This is a genomic window from Nonomuraea sp. NPDC004354 (genome assembly GCF_053602555.1).
The window spans coordinates 147,227-160,862 of sequence record NZ_JBSGDV010000009.1 but is presented as its reverse complement, the minus strand read 5'-3'; the positions used below and the strand labels follow the sequence as shown (position 1 = coordinate 160,862).

The window sequence follows — 13,636 nt, the reverse complement described above, 5'->3', positions numbered from 1 at the left end:
TCATGGCACTCGATCCCCTCCTCGTTCCCCTGCTCGAGCTCTACTCGTCCCTGCCCGCGCCGGAGCACGACGACGTCGCCGAACGCCGCCGGGCACAGCGCGCGCGGTCCGCCGAGGAACGCCCGTACACGCGTTACGTCGAGCCCGCGCCCAGCGTGGCGGAGGTCTACGACGTGACCGTCCCGCCCGACGGCATCGGCGCGCGGGTCTACCGCGCGGGCGGGGACAGCACGGGCACGCTGGTCTTCTACCACGGCGGCGGCTGGTGGTCGGGACACCCCGACGACACCGACACGCGGTGCAGGACCATCGCCGCGGGGACCGGCGTCACCGTGGTCAGCGTCGACTACCGGCTGGCGCCCGAGCACCGCTTCCCGGCCCACGTCGACGACTGCTACCACGCGCTGGAGTGGGCGGCCGCGCAGGATTTCGGCCCCGGCTGGCTCGGCGTCGCGGGCGAGAGCGCGGGCGGCAACCTCGCCGCCGCCATGGCGCTGCTGGCCAAGGCGCGCGGCGGACCCGCGCTGAACCTGCAGGTCATGGAGATCCCCGCGCTCGACCTGACGCTGTCGTCCCCCTCGGTCGGCACGTACGCCGAGGGATACGTGCTGACCAGCAAGGAGATCCGCTGGTGCGTCGAGAACTACCTCGGCGACCACGACCCCACCGACCCGCTGGTCTCCCCGCTGCACGCCGACGACCTGACCGGCCTTCCCCCCGCCGTCATCCTGACGGCCCAGTACGACCCGCTCGCCGACGACGGCAGCCGCTACGCCGAACGGCTGGCGGCCGCCGGGGTGCCGGTGACCTACAGGGAGTTCGAGGGGCAGGTGCACGGCTCGCACGGGCTCACCGCGCTCCTGCCCGTCGCCCGCGAGTGGCGGACGACCCTGCTCGAGGCCATCAGGGCGAGCCTGGCAGCCTGACCACGCCGCCGCCCGGCGAGTCGAACACCATCACCGGGCGGCCCTCCTCCCACGCCGGCCAGCCGGGCTCGCCGTACGTGACGAAGCGCACCCAGGCGGCGTGCATCCGGTCGGCGAGCTCCTGCGGACCGCCCGGCCCGCAGATCGCCTCGGCCTCCGGGGTGCCGAGCGTGTCGAAGACGTAGTTGAGCTCCACCGCGTGCGCCGCGCCGAGGCCGTGGACCGGCGAGCGCCACCCGAACTCGTACATCCACGTGCGCGCCCCGCGGGCCTCGGCCAGCGCGTGCATCGGCCGGCGCAGCAGCAGCTCCGTGGTCAGGTCGCCGAGGATCTCGCCGCTGCTCGCCCCGGGGTGCGCCCGCCGGAGCGCGGCGAGCTCCCTCCGCGGCACCCTGAACTTCAACCGCGCGGCCAGCAGGTGCAGCCAGGTGACCTTGTCGAGCATCCCGGTGGGCGCGTACCACAGCCGGTACTCCTCGGCCGTGTACCCCATCAGGAGCGGGATGTCCGCACCCGCGCCGTCGAGCAGCGCGGCGCCCGGATCGGACACCACCGGCTCGTTCCCCGGCACAGGCCCGAAGCCCGCATTCCTGCGCTGCGTCCGCGCCTGGCTGGCCAGCAGGTCCGCCGGAGACACGGCGGCGAACGCGTCCCGCGTGGCGGGGATGCCGAGGTCCTTGGCCATCAGGTCGGTGATCCGCCGTGAGGACCCCGCGGGTCCCGGCCCGACCGGACCGCTCTGGATGACCGCCCCGGCCATCAGCTCCTTCGCCGACGGATGGGCGAGGAGCGCGGCCACCGATCCGCCGCCCGCCGACTGGCCCGCGACCGTGACCCTGCCGGGGTCGCCGCCGAAGGCCGCGATGTTGTCCCGCACCCAGCGCAGCGCCGCCACCTGGTCGGCGAGCCCCAGGTGCGGGGGCGCGCCGTCGAGCACCGAGAAGCCCTCGGCGCCCAGCCGGTAGTTGACCGACACCAGCACCACGCCGTCACGGGCGAAGGCGCGCCCGTCGTAGGTGCCGAGCGCGTTGCTCCCCCTGGTGAGCGCGCCGCCCGGCAGCCAGACCATGACAGGGTGGCCGGCGCCCTCCGCGGGCGCCCAGATGTTCACGTTGAGGATCTCGTCGCCGTCGATGATCACGCTGGGCAGGACCTTCTCCAGCCCTCCCGTGTACGGCAGCTGCGGCGGCGTCGGGCCCATGCGGGTCGCGTCGCGCACGCCGTCCCAGCGGTCGTGCGGCCGCGGCGCCCTGAACCGGTCCTCCCCGTACGGCGCGGCGGCATAGGGCACCCCCAGGAACGCGGCGATCCCCCCTTCGACGTGTCCCCGCACGGCACCCTGCCCGGTCTTGACGATCACATGTCCTCCCCTGTCCGGCCGCCGGCCCCGTGCCGTCGCCGCGCCGGTCACGCCGGCTCCACCACGGCCGTGCGCCGTTCGGCCAGCCGCTCGGCCGCCTCCCGCGCCACGGCCCTGCTGATCGGGTAGGCCGTGAACGCCAGCGCGCCCACCAGCCCGATCCCCGCGGGCACGAGGCTCTGCGCCAGGAGGATCCCGTTCAGCGTCTCCGCGCTCTGCGCCACGCCGCCGCTGCGGTAGCCGGTCAGCGCGAGCGTGTAGGCCAGCAGGCCGCCGCCGATCCCGCCGCCCGCCTTGGCCGCGAAGGACGTCATCGCCGCCAGCGACGCCTCCGTCCTGAACCCGTGCTTCCACTCGGTGTAGTCGGTGAGCTCGGCCAGCAGCACCAGGCTGAGCGCCACCGCACCGCCGAACCCGATCCCTGTCAGGGCGAAGCAGGCCAGCACGGGCAGCGGATCCGTCGGCACGACCATCAGCAGCGCCAGCCCGGTGATCGACACCCCGAGGCTCGCCACGTACAGCGGCTTCGCTCCTGCCCGCCGCGCCAGCGCCGGCACCACCACGGCGCCGCCGACCATCGGGATCGCCATCACGAACGCCGCGGCCGACAGGTACTTCTGGTCGCCGATGTAGTACAGGAAGAAGTACGGCATCGCCGCCGTCAGTGCCCCGCTGGCCGCCTGCACCGACACCTTCGACAGCAGCAGGATCGGCACCGCCCTGCCGGAGAAGAACACCTTGCGCACGTCCGACAGCCGGTACCGCTCCGGCGAGAGCGGCACCACCCGCTCGCGCACCCGCGCCACCATGACGGTCACGAGGCAGAGCCCGGCGACCGCCGAGCCGATGACGTAGGTGAGCCAGCCGGTGGTCCCGCCGCCCAGGGCGTTCACCACCGGCAGGGTCAGCCCTGTGGCCAGCGCCGCCGCGAACAGCCCGGTGACGCCGACGATCGCGGCCAGCTGGCCGCGGGTGCGGGGGTCGCCGCTGATCGCGGGCACCAGCGAGGTCATCGGGATCTGGAAGAGGTCCAGCAGCAGGCCCCACAGCAGGTAGGTGATCCAGACCGCGACGAGCGCGTTCGGCAGCATCGCGGGCACGACGAACAGCGCGACGACGCAGAAGACGCACAGCACGGCGCCCAGGAGGACGTACGGGCGGAACCTGCCCCATCGGGTGGGCGGGAGGTGGTCGACGAGGTAGCCCATGAGCGGGTCACTGGCGCCGTCGGCGATCCTGGCGACCAGCATCAGCGTGCCGACGGCCGCCGCGCCCATGCCCACGACGTCGGTGAGGTACAGCAGCAGGAAGCCGGAGCCGGCGCCCATGAGCACGCCGCCGAGCACTCCTGAGAAGAAGGCGAGCTTCTCCCCCACGCCGGGCTTGTCGTCCATCTCGCTCCTCACATTCAAAACCTACCAACTGATAGGTAGATGGCTCAGGCTAGAGTCGACCGCCGCACACCGTCAACAGTCGGCGTGATGTCAAGAATTCTTGACCTCACGTCCGCGATGTTTTACATTCCTCGATGTCTACTTTCTTTTACATGAGGGGTATACGTGTCCATCGAGGAGAAACGCGTCTGGATCTACGCCGCGATCGCGACCGGCGTGCCCATCGTCTACTTCGTCGTCATCCTGCGGCAGCTCTCGACCACGGACGTCACCCACATCGCCTACGTCTGGCCGCTGCTCACCGCCATCACCGTGGCCGTCGTCATGAACATCGCCGGCAGCGTCGTGACCGCGATCGCCTCCCCCAGAGAGGCCGGCAAGCGGGACGAGCGCGACATCGACATCCACCTCCACGGCCAGCGCGTCGAGTACCTCGTCCTGGTCCTCGGCGGCGTGACCGCCTTCGGCCTGGCGCTGGCGAGGATCGAGCACTTCTGGATCGCCAACGCCCTCTACCTGGCCTTCGCCCTCTCGGCCGTCGCCTCGTCGATCGCCAAGATCGTCGCCTACCGCCGGGGTTTCTGACCATGGGCAAGCCCACCAAGGTCACGAACGTGATCCGGTCCCTCCGCTTCGCCCACGGCGAGATGACCCAGGCGGAGCTGGCCGACCGCATCGGCGTGACCCGCCAGACCGTCATCGCCATCGAGCAGGGCCGGTACTCACCGTCGCTGGAGATGGCCTTCCGGATCGCCCGCGTGTTCGGCGCCCCCCTCGACGAGGTCTTCCAGTACCCCGACACCGAAGGATGACCATGAAAGCGATCGTCCGCGACACCTACGGCCCGCCCGACCGGCTCCGCCTCGCCGACATCGACCAACCGGCCGTCGGCGACGACGACGTGCTCGTCCAGGTCGTCGCGGCGGGCCTCGACCAGGGCGTCTGGCATCTCGTCACCGGCGTGCCGTACCTGGCCCGCCTCGCCATGGGCGTGCGCAGGCCGCGGGTCCGCGTCCCCGGACAGGACATGGCCGGCCGGGTCGCCGCCGTCGGCCGCGACGTGACCCGCTTCCAGCCGGGCGACGAGGTGTACGGCACCTGCGAGGGCGCCTTCGCCGAGTACGCCGGCACCCACCAGAACCGGCTCGTGGCCAAACCCGCCGCCCTCACCTTCGAGCAGGCGGCCGCGATCCCCACCTCCGCCTGCACCGCCTTCCAGGCCCTGGCCACCGTACGGGCGGGGCAGCGGGTCCTGGTCATCGGCGCGGGCGGCGGCGTGGGCACGTTCGCCGTCCAGCTGGCCAAGGTGTCGGACGCGCACGTCACCGGCGTGTGCAGCACCGCGAAGACCGCGCTGGTCCGGTCGATCGGCGCGGACGAGGTCATCGACCACACCCGTGACGACTTCGCCGCCGCAGGCCACCGCTACGACCTCATCGTCGACACGGGAGGCAACCGCCGGCTGTCACTCCTGCGCCGCTGCCTCACCCCCAGGGGGACGCTGGTCGTCGTCGGCGGCGAGAACGGCGGACGATGGCTGACCGGCACCGACCGCCAGCTGCGGATGATGCTCCTCGACCGGTTCGTCGGCCAGAAACTGCAGCCCCTGTTCACCACCATCCGCCAGGCGGACCTGCTGGCCCTGACGGAGCTGGCCGAGGCGGGACGGCTCACCCCGGCGATCGACCGCACCTACCCGCTCGCGCAGGCCGCCGAGGCGATCGGCTACCTGCGCGAAGGACGCGCGGCGGGCAAGGTCGTCATCACCGTTTAGCCCCGGTTCGGCGGTCACATTCCTTCCACCCGGCTGCTCAGCCGCTTCCAGCCGGTCGACGCTCGCGACGTGGCCGAGCGGCTCGCCGAGCCGGCCCCCGGCGAACCGGCTGCCCTGATGCCTGATCTGGCAGGCCTGGTGCCCGACCTGGCGACCCCGAGGTGTACGGCATGGCCGGCCCGGCGCGCCACTATCTGCGGGCGTGCGGCAGGTACCGGCTGATGACGCCGGTCAGGATGCCGGGCAAGGCCGGGCGCGCCTACCGGGCCGGGCAGAACCTCACCCTCGACGGCGCCACCCCGGGCACCCGCAACTGGGAGGATGGCCTGGCCGAGCGGGTCGGCCGGCTCTCGCACAGACGGCCTTCCCGCCTTGATCGCTCTTTGTCCAGCGCAGTCCTAGACGGGCACGACGTTGGCGTTGAGACGGAACAGGTTGTCCGGATCGTAGCGCCGCTTGACGTCCCGCAGCCGCTCCAGGTTGTCGCCGAAGGCCGACTGGACCACCTCTGGCGTCTCTTCCGGCGCGGCGCTGTCGAAGCTGAGGTACGGCCGGCCGGTCGAGAACTTCTCGGCATCGGCGATGACCTGCCGTACCCAGGCGATGTGAGCGTCCGCGTCCTGGTCGCGCCAGTTGGCGTCCACGCTCAGCATGCTGCTCGCGTCGCGCGCGGCGTACGCCGTCGCGTGCGGGTTCACGTGGTTGATCGCTCCGCCGAGCAGCGGCACGTGCACCATGGACTCCGGCGAGGTCCGCGCGAGCCCGTGCCGTACGATCACGTCCGCCGCCTGGCTGGGAGGCCCGCTGAGCATCAGCGACTTCCAGTAGCTGGACAGCTGGCCCTTGACGAAGAAGAAGTCGAAGGCCGCCTGGAACATGCGGTACGGCATCGGGGCGCTCAGATCGGCGAGCGGGGTGCCGAGCTGCCGTAGCGGCCGCAGCACCTTCTCCCCCTCGTCGGGCGGCCCCGCGTACAGGGCGCCGGTGATGAGCACGTCCCTGCCGTGGATCTCCGGTGGCATGTGCGGATCCGTCGGGATCGTCCAGAAGATGGCCCTGGTGGTGACCTCGTCGGGCACCGTCCCGGCCCAGTCGCTCCAGGCGCGGAACACCTCGTCCTGATGGTCGGCGTAGACCGGGACCGCGCACATCACGATCGGGCCGACGGGCTGGGCGGCGAACTCGAAGGCGGTGACCACGCCGAAGTTGCCGCCGCCGCCCCGCAGCGCCCAGAACAGGTCATCGTTCTCCAGCTCGCTGGCGCGCCGCAGCCGTCCGTCGGCCGTGACGATCTCGACAGCGCGCAGGTTGTCGCAGGACAGGCCGTACTTGCGGTGCAGCCACCCGATGCCGCCGCTCAGGGTGAGCCCGGCGACGCCGGTCGTCGACACCACCCCGCCCGGAACGGCGAGGTTGAACACCTGGGCCTCCCTGTCGACGTCGCCCCACGTGGCGCCGCCCTGGACGCGCACCAGACGGGCGTCGGGATCGACCCAGACGCCGCGCATCCCGGACAGGTCGATGAGCAGCGCGCCGTCGCGCGCGGAGTGCCCCGCGATGCTGTGGCCGCCGCTGCGCACCGCGGCCAGCAGGCCGTACTCGCGCGCGAGATTGACCGCGTCGATGACGTCCGCGGCGCCCGAGCACCTGATGACGAGGGCGGGACGGCGATCGATCAGCCCGTTCTGCACCGCCCTGACAGCGTCGTAGTCGGCGTCCTCCTGCGTGATGAGCGAACCCCGGAAGGTCATCCGGAGTTCTTCGAGTTTGTCGTCGTCCAGTGTGACGGTTTCGCCCGAGAGCGTCTCGACCTTGATCGACATGGGCTGCCCCCTTCAGGGCGGTGCGTGATCCCCCCAGCGGACCGGTCTCTCCCCGCACCGGGGCGACCCCGTCCGCGGCGCTTGCCTCATCCCTCCGAACATGCCGCCTATCTGCGGCGATGTCCCGACCTCACCCCGTGACTTCCCACAGTAACCCGTCACCACGCCCCCGCATCAGACCTCCGGCTCCCATCCACCCACCCGCCACCACACCTCAAGGCCCACCCCTGCCCCGGCGTTTGAGGTGGGCCTTTTGATCAGGCTTTTTGGTGGGGCCTTTCTGGTGAGGCCTTTTGGCGGGCCTTTCTGGGGGCCTTTTGGCGGGGGCCTTCTGGTGGGGCCTTTTGGCGGGGGGCTTTTGGTGGGGCCTTTTGGCGGGGGCTTTTGGCGGGGGACTTTCTGGCCTTCTGGTGGGGCCCTGTGGTGGGACGGCCCCGGCGGTCCTGCCCCCGACCCCGGCGTCGCGGCGCTTCCCGGCTGCCAGTACGACGAGAGAACGGCATCCGACCTGCGCCGACGCACCGTCCGCTCCATAGGATCAACCGTCCGCTCCATAGGATCAGAAGCACCGCCCACCACCGTCGAGGGAGCCCGAGTGAACCGCAGCATCCGCACCATGGACGACGTCATGAACCTGCTCGACCGGCTGTTCGCGTCGGACGCCGACCGATGGACGGAGCAGGCGTCGACCTGGTGGGACGACTTCTACACCGACCGCTCCAAGCCGGTCCCCTTCTTCGCCGACAAGCCGGACGAGAGCCTCGTGTCCTACCTCGAACGCGGCATGCTCCGCCCCGGACGCGCGCTGGACCTGGGCTGCGGCCCCGGCCGCAACGCCATCCACCTCGCCACGCTCGGCTTCGAGGTCGACGCCATCGACCTGTCCCCGACGGCTGTGGCGTGGGCGGAGGAGCGCGCCAGGAAGGCCGGCGCCGACGTCCGCTTCCACTGCGGCGACGCCTTCACCGCCGACCTCCGGCCCGGCCGGTACGACCTGGTCTACGACTCCGGCTGCCTGCACCACCTGCCGCCGCACCGCCGGGTGAGCTACCTGAACCTGCTGGACAGGCTGCTGGCCCCCGGCGGCCACCTCGCCCTCACCTGCTTCGCCTCCGGCGCCATGGGCTCCGAACTCCAGGACGAGGAGTTCTACCGCGACGGCCGCCTGCACGGCGGGCTCGCCTACACCCCCGACGAGCTGCGCTGGATCTTCAGCGACTACAAGGAGGTGGAGATCCGCCAGATGCGCGAGCAGTCACCCGACGCCCCCACCTTCGGCGTCCCCTTCCTCCTGACCGCCCTGTTCCACCGTCCCGCGACCAGCTGACGAACCCACCCACCCCACCCCACCACCCCGGCAGACGCCCCTCCGGAACCACCCTCGCCCACCGCCCCGCGGCCGACCGCCCAAGAAGCAGCGCGGACGGCGGCGGCACTCGCTCCGCCACCCCGCAGACACCAGCGGGGATGAACGTCAGCAGAGACTGCCGCCACTGGGCGCGGAACTGACCTGCACCACGTAGTCCGCTCCATCCTTCTCGGGCGCTCCGTCGGCGACCCACACCGACAGATAGACCACCCGCCCCTGGACGGACTTCCTGAAACACAGCCCCGCCGCGTCCTCCTCGCCTGCCACCCTCTCCCACCCGCCCTTGCCGGCGGCCTCCCGGTAGAAGGGCAGCACGCCCGCTCGCGAACCCGGAAGACGGTAATCCTGCTCGGCATACGCCAGCCGGTCGTCGTCATTGCATCCACCGCGACGCCCGCCGTACGGCTCGGCGGCGTCCGGGCGGACATCGAGAACGCCGAACCTGACGAGGGACGACGCGACCCGCTTGTCCTCCTCGGTGCACCTGTAGGGAAAGAAGGGGCGATTCGCCACGACCTCAAGGATCCAGAAGGCACCCGCGACGGCGGCACAGCCCACCACCAGGACGGCGACGATCGCCCGCTTCACGTCCGCACCACCCCTGGCCGGAGCCCCTGCCCGCCAGGGACCACGACCACGCCGGGCTCCCGGGCCAGCTTCACCACGGCCACGAACACAGGCAGCAGAAGCAGCACGACGGCGACGACACCCACCGGAAGCAGCCACCAGGGCCGCCCGGCGGCACGAGCCATGGCCGGCCAGGGAGGCGCCGTCCGGTGCGTCCCCTGACGACCGGAGGGCGGCGACACGAGCGGTCCCCGCGATGCGTCCACCTGAGATCCCTGCCCTTCCGCCCGGGTCGGACGATCATTGGAACGCTAGCAGCCCGCCCGCTCCCCAGGGGAAGCGCCAGGACCGCCTCGACCCTCCTGGACCCCGCTACCACGGCGTCCAGCTCTGGACAGATCCGGCGACGCGAAGAGGTCCGACCCGACGGCGGACGCGGGTGACCACGCCAAGGCCGCCACAAGGATCCCACGACCGGGTGGGATGATGGGTGCGGGAGGGCTCCCGGACGCCTCGGTCGTCCGCGCGACGCGCGCCAAGCGTGCGAGCCTGACCCCGAGCGCCTGGTCAGCGAGATCATCTGTGATCGTCGTTGGAGGACGCCATGGGGACAGCCCTCGGTGATGTGCTCGGGCTCGCCGCCGCGGTCGCGATCAGCCCACTCCCGATCATCGCCATCATCATCATCCTGGGTACGCCGAGGGGACGTCTCAACGGGCTGCTGTTCACCCTGGGATGGGTCATCGGGCTCTTCGTCCTGGGCGCGGTGATGCTGGCGATCGGCGGGCCGGCCGCCGGCGCGACCCCGTCGAAGCCCGCCGCCTGGGTGGGCGACCTCAAGCTCGCCCTGGGCGTGCTGCTCGTCGTGCTCGGCGGGCGGCAGTGGCACCGGCGACCTCCCGCGGGCGCGGAGGCGGAGCTCCCCAAATGGATGTCCGCGATCGACCGCTTCTCACCGGCCAAGGTCTTCGGGCTCGGCATCGTGCTGTCGGCGGCCAACCTCAAGAACGCCCCGCTCACCATCGCCGCAGGCGCCTCGATCAGCGCGGCCGCGATTCCACCCGGGCAGCAGATCACGGTACTGACCGTGTTCGTGATCATCGCCTCCCTGGGACTTCTGGCGCCCCTGTCGGTCTTCCTCCTCATGGGAGAACGCGCCAAGAGCATGCTCGACAACTGGAGGGGCTGGGCCGCCCGGCACAACACCGCCATCATGGCCGTCCTGTTCGCCGTCCTCGGCGTGAAGCTGCTCGGGGACGGCATCCGCATCCTCGCCCCCTGACCGACGCCCGCGCCGCAGCCGACCAGCCGGCCCCTACCCGCTGCGGCGACCAACCCTGGGGCAGCACCGAGACCTCGTTGAAGACCGCCTGGTTCCAGGAGAAGCGAGGCCCGCCGGGCGGAAAGCCATCGTGGAAGACCCCGGGCGTCAGAGACGCGTAGGTAACCAGTCTCCCCTTGCTCCGCCGATCTTGCCCAGCACGCAGGAGACCTCACCTGCCACGACGCCCGGAACGAGAAACCGGCATACGTACCCCTGGAACAGCCCGCATGAGGAGATACCGGTTCGTGGGGCGCGACAACCATGATTTTGGTTCAATAGCCGATCATGAAGGCGCGGGCGATAGCGGCGGCAGTCGCCGTCCTGGCGTTGCTGCCGCCTGCCGCCGTGGCCGAAACGCGGACGGCGGTGGCCGTGATGACGTGGAACGTCTGCACGGGCACGAACCCCGCCTGCGGCCTCTACCGTGCCGACGCCTCTCAGCTGGTGCAGGCGATCGGCGAATATGCCGTGAACCAGCCCATCAGACCCGACGTGATCTTCTTGCAGGAATTCTGCACCGGGGCCGACAGTGCCCTGGAACTGGGACTGCGGCAGCGCACCGGCCGCAAGTGGACCGTCCGCTCGTTCGCCCTCACCTCGAACACCGGGGCCCCGTACGCCTGCCACCCCGACAAGCTCGGCCGCCCGCGAGGCACCCAGAGCATCACGGTCGCCGTCGCCGCCGACACGGCGACCTTCCAGAGCCTTCCGCTGACCACACCGCCTTGGTACGTGAAGCGGGCGGTGCTCTGCGCCACCATCCCCGCCAAGCGCGTCCACGCGTGCGGCACGCACCTGTCAGTGGGCACGGCTTACGATGACCGGCAGCCCGGCGCGCCGTACCGCACCAGGCAGATCAAGGAACTGATGGCCTACGCCGCCAAGCCCGGCTACCACAGCGTCTTCGGCGGCGACCTCAACGTCGCCCCTCCGGACAGCACGAACGGCAGCGCCGCCGGCCGGCGTGCCATCATGCCCGCCTACCAGGCCTACCGCGAGTGCGACCAGCGCGGGAGCAGCCGTACCGGGCGCTGGACACACAGCGCCGGCGAGAGACGCAAGAAGCTCGACTACCTGTTCGTCACCAAAGGCGGCACCCGTCAGTGTCACGTCCCTCCGCCCACCTCCATGTCCGACCACAGGCCCCTCTATCTCAGAGTGGAGTTCTGACAGGAGCGGCCCAAGATGGTCGTGCTAGCGTGATCTTCTCCGCATCCCCTTGTCAGAGATGGTCGACAGCCATCTTCTGCGCAGTCACGCGAGGGCCCCTTGAAGATCACACGTTGGATCGCGAGCGGCACGGCCCTGACCGCCGCGGCCGCCCTCACCCTGGTGTCCGCCACTCCCGCGCAGGCCTACCCCCAGGGCACCTGCCGAGGGAACTCGTTCCGCAAGGTAGCCAGCTATCCCATCACGGTAGGAGCGAAGGACGGGGAGGTCTACGGCACCGTCTCGCTCTACCACAGCCGCCTCACGCGCAGGAAGTGCGCCATAGCCCGGGTGGCGAGCCCCTACGTCGGACGGACGAGCTATCTCTACGTCGCGCTCCTCGCGGACAAGAACAGGAACAAGAAGTACGACAGCCCTGACATCGGGGTGGCCGACGGCAGCACGCGCTACAAGTGGTTCGCGGGCCCGGTCTACGCCTACGCCGACCAGCTGTGCGTCCAGTTCCACGGAACGATCCGCATCGGCTCCCAGCCCGCCGTCCACGGAGGCACCCCGGAAGGCACCTGGAAGTACTGCGACTGACCGCGCAGGCCGGGGGCCGGGAACGCTTTTACCAGGCCGCCGCCGTCCTGGCCTGAGTGATGAGATCGAACTCGAGCGTTGCTTCCCCAGCAAGGCGAAGCACAGGGGCGACCTGCTCGTCCGGCAGCAGGTTCACGAACTGATGGAGTGCCTCGCGCAAATACACCGCCTCCAGAAGACACGTGACCCATCCGAAGGACGCGCGAACGAAGACCGGCTCGCCGGATAGAGATTGGCCGCCGGGCCCATGCCTACGGTCCTCGCGCCTCAGACGCCGGGCACGCGCGCTGGTATCGCCGATGCCGCAGTAGCCGTTCGGCTACTCGGTGTCCTTGGGGTGTCGAGGAGACGCGTAGATCACCCAGACGGTACGGGCGACGTCATCGACCGCATAGCGCACCCGCCCACCACTGGTGACCTCGAATTCCCACTGCTCCAAATCCTTGCCGTTGTGACGGTGAGTCGCGAGATCGCCGCGTAGGCGATGTTGCCGATCATGGCTGAAGCTTGAACGGGGATCAGCCCGCAGCGCCTCGAGGCATCGGCGCGTATTGGCCAGGGCATGACGACACAGCTCCTCCCAGCCCCTGACCGCGTCACTGGCACCGAAGCGGACATCCCACTCGTCATCCGGCGGTGGCACCGTCACTCGATCTCCCCGCTTCGGGCTCACGCCGAAACCTGCACCGGCCCGAAGTCGCCGCTCGTGGGCTTGCGAGCCTCGGCGTAGCGCGCGGGGTCGGCCTTGATTCTGGCAGTGGCCCGCCACCCCGCGATGACTTCCTGGGTGGTGGCATCGACATCCAGCTCGGCCGCGTCGGAGAGCGCTTCGACCAGTTCCAGAGTGAAGGCACGCAGTTCGTCCGACGACAGGTGGCGAACCCAAGGGAAGACATCTGGCATGGCCAGGACCAGCGCACGCGCGGTGGGATCGTGCTTGATCAAGGCAAGGAACAACCGGGACGCGGTGGCCAGGGTCCGTTCGCGCTCCTCTTCACGGTCCGCCGCGGTCAGGTAGAAGTCTGGAGCATCCCGATGTGTGACGCGCACGCGTCCCAGGCGTGCCGCGCGCTCGGCGACCGCTCGCGGGTTTCTCGACAGATCAGAGAAGGTCACTGCGTCGGCATGGCTGGTGCTCACTCGACGAGTTTATGTCAGAACACGTTCTGATGTCAGCGATCGACCATCGATGCGGCTGATCAAAAGCTGATACGGAGCCGTCATCGCCGAACACGCCCGCCGAGCCCACACAGTCCACACCGCTGCCCAGGCAGGGCCCAGGAGAGCCAAGCGGTCAAGACGCGGGGTGTGAGGCTGAGGCCCATGCTTTTCAGTCTGGGCAGGAGA

General features: G+C 70.5%; 15 protein-coding genes. 8 read left to right on the top strand and 7 right to left on the bottom strand.

Translation table 11 applies throughout. The features are described from left to right. The first annotated feature begins 2 nt into the window (after positions 1–2). Positions 3–926, top strand: coding sequence for an alpha/beta hydrolase (locus ACWENQ_RS24930; protein WP_452416379.1), 924 nt, complete (start codon positions 3–5; stop codon positions 924–926). Here ACWENQ_RS24930 and ACWENQ_RS24925 read toward each other — a convergent pair. Together ACWENQ_RS24925 and ACWENQ_RS24920 are read right to left on the bottom strand one after the other, a co-directional pair. Beyond that, complete coding sequence (locus ACWENQ_RS24925; RefSeq protein ID WP_452416378.1) at positions 904–2,286, bottom strand: carboxylesterase/lipase family protein; 1,383 nt, start codon at positions 2,284–2,286, stop codon at positions 904–906. The genes ACWENQ_RS24930 and ACWENQ_RS24925 overlap by 23 nt on opposite strands. Before the next feature lie 47 nt (positions 2,287–2,333). Beyond that, on the bottom strand, positions 2,334–3,692 hold the full coding sequence (locus tag ACWENQ_RS24920) for an MFS transporter (RefSeq protein ID WP_449915143.1): 1,359 nt from the start codon (positions 3,690–3,692) through the stop codon (positions 2,334–2,336). A 153-nt stretch (positions 3,693–3,845) separates the two neighbouring features. Here ACWENQ_RS24920 and ACWENQ_RS24915 point away from each other — a divergent pair, with 153 nt between their 5' ends. The 3 genes from ACWENQ_RS24915 to ACWENQ_RS24905 are packed head-to-tail and all read left to right on the top strand — an operon-like array spanning position 3,846 to position 5,454. Next, the gene (locus ACWENQ_RS24915; RefSeq protein WP_452416377.1) at positions 3,846–4,265 is read left to right on the top strand and encodes a hypothetical protein; all 420 of its coding nucleotides are present in this window, start codon (positions 3,846–3,848) and stop codon (positions 4,263–4,265) included. Positions 4,266–4,267: 2 nt separating this feature from the next. After that, the gene (locus tag ACWENQ_RS24910) at positions 4,268–4,492 is read left to right on the top strand and encodes a helix-turn-helix transcriptional regulator (protein ID WP_354907718.1); all 225 of its coding nucleotides are present in this window, start codon (positions 4,268–4,270) and stop codon (positions 4,490–4,492) included. A 2-nt stretch (positions 4,493–4,494) separates the two neighbouring features. Next, the gene (locus ACWENQ_RS24905; protein WP_452416376.1) at positions 4,495–5,454 is read left to right on the top strand and encodes an NAD(P)-dependent alcohol dehydrogenase; all 960 of its coding nucleotides are present in this window, start codon (positions 4,495–4,497) and stop codon (positions 5,452–5,454) included. A 398-nt stretch (positions 5,455–5,852) separates the two neighbouring features. Here ACWENQ_RS24905 and ACWENQ_RS24900 read toward each other — a convergent pair whose 3' ends face one another. Beyond that, positions 5,853–7,277 (bottom strand): FAD-binding oxidoreductase, encoded by a 1,425-nt coding sequence (locus ACWENQ_RS24900; protein WP_449915152.1) that lies wholly within the window; start codon positions 7,275–7,277, stop codon positions 5,853–5,855. Between the two features lie 595 nt (positions 7,278–7,872). On the opposite strand from ACWENQ_RS24900, the gene ACWENQ_RS24895 reads away from it, so the two are divergent. Further along, positions 7,873–8,604 (top strand): class I SAM-dependent methyltransferase, encoded by a 732-nt coding sequence (locus ACWENQ_RS24895; protein ID WP_452416375.1) that lies wholly within the window; start codon positions 7,873–7,875, stop codon positions 8,602–8,604. Positions 8,605–8,751: 147 nt separating this feature from the next. On the opposite strand, the gene ACWENQ_RS24890 is transcribed toward ACWENQ_RS24895, so the two are convergent. Then, complete coding sequence (locus ACWENQ_RS24890; RefSeq protein ID WP_452416373.1) at positions 8,752–9,234, bottom strand: hypothetical protein; 483 nt, start codon at positions 9,232–9,234, stop codon at positions 8,752–8,754. Further along, the gene (locus ACWENQ_RS24885) at positions 9,231–9,398 is read right to left on the bottom strand and encodes a hypothetical protein (RefSeq protein ID WP_452416372.1); all 168 of its coding nucleotides are present in this window, start codon (positions 9,396–9,398) and stop codon (positions 9,231–9,233) included. Before ACWENQ_RS24885 ends, ACWENQ_RS24890 begins: the two co-directional genes overlap by 4 nt. A gap of 419 nt (positions 9,399–9,817) precedes the next feature. On the opposite strand from ACWENQ_RS24885, the gene ACWENQ_RS24880 reads away from it, so the two are divergent. From ACWENQ_RS24880 to ACWENQ_RS24870, 3 genes are all read left to right on the top strand, one after another. Next, positions 9,818–10,495 carry a GAP family protein gene (locus ACWENQ_RS24880; protein ID WP_452416370.1) on the top strand — a complete coding sequence of 226 codons (678 nt, stop codon included), beginning with the start codon at positions 9,818–9,820 and terminating at the stop codon, positions 10,493–10,495. 327 nt (positions 10,496–10,822) lie between these two features. Beyond that, entirely contained in the window at positions 10,823–11,707 is an 885-nt protein-coding gene (locus ACWENQ_RS24875; RefSeq protein ID WP_452416368.1) for an endonuclease/exonuclease/phosphatase family protein, read from the top strand. A gap of 99 nt (positions 11,708–11,806) precedes the next feature. Then, positions 11,807–12,289 carry a hypothetical protein gene (locus ACWENQ_RS24870; RefSeq protein ID WP_449915167.1) on the top strand — a complete coding sequence of 161 codons (483 nt, stop codon included), beginning with the start codon at positions 11,807–11,809 and terminating at the stop codon, positions 12,287–12,289. 319 nt (positions 12,290–12,608) lie between these two features. Here ACWENQ_RS24870 and ACWENQ_RS24865 read toward each other — a convergent pair whose 3' ends face one another. Together ACWENQ_RS24865 and ACWENQ_RS24860 are read right to left on the bottom strand one after the other, a co-directional pair. Beyond that, positions 12,609–12,938 carry a hypothetical protein gene (locus ACWENQ_RS24865; protein ID WP_449915170.1) on the bottom strand — a complete coding sequence of 110 codons (330 nt, stop codon included), beginning with the start codon at positions 12,936–12,938 and terminating at the stop codon, positions 12,609–12,611. A gap of 20 nt (positions 12,939–12,958) precedes the next feature. Further along, entirely contained in the window at positions 12,959–13,429 is a 471-nt protein-coding gene (locus ACWENQ_RS24860; RefSeq protein ID WP_449915173.1) for a hypothetical protein, read from the bottom strand. Between the last annotated feature and the right edge of the window lie 207 nt (positions 13,430–13,636).

Bases quoted from the DNA above. Each gene is read 5' to 3' on its own strand.
- ACWENQ_RS24885 (WP_452416372.1), bottom strand. From the start codon at position 9,398: ATGGCTCGTGCCGCCGGGCGGCCCTGGTGGCTGCTTCCGGTGGGTGTC.
- ACWENQ_RS24930 (WP_452416379.1), top strand. From the start codon at position 3: ATGGCACTCGATCCCCTCCTCGTTCCCCTGCTCGAGCTCTACTCGTCC.
- ACWENQ_RS24900 (WP_449915152.1), bottom strand. From the start codon at position 7,277: ATGTCGATCAAGGTCGAGACGCTCTCGGGCGAAACCGTCACACTGGAC.
- ACWENQ_RS24910 (WP_354907718.1), top strand. From the start codon at position 4,268: ATGGGCAAGCCCACCAAGGTCACGAACGTGATCCGGTCCCTCCGCTTC.
- ACWENQ_RS24875 (WP_452416368.1), top strand. From the start codon at position 10,823: ATGAAGGCGCGGGCGATAGCGGCGGCAGTCGCCGTCCTGGCGTTGCTG.
- ACWENQ_RS24905 (WP_452416376.1), top strand. From the start codon at position 4,495: ATGAAAGCGATCGTCCGCGACACCTACGGCCCGCCCGACCGGCTCCGC.
- ACWENQ_RS24880 (WP_452416370.1), top strand. From the start codon at position 9,818: ATGGGGACAGCCCTCGGTGATGTGCTCGGGCTCGCCGCCGCGGTCGCG.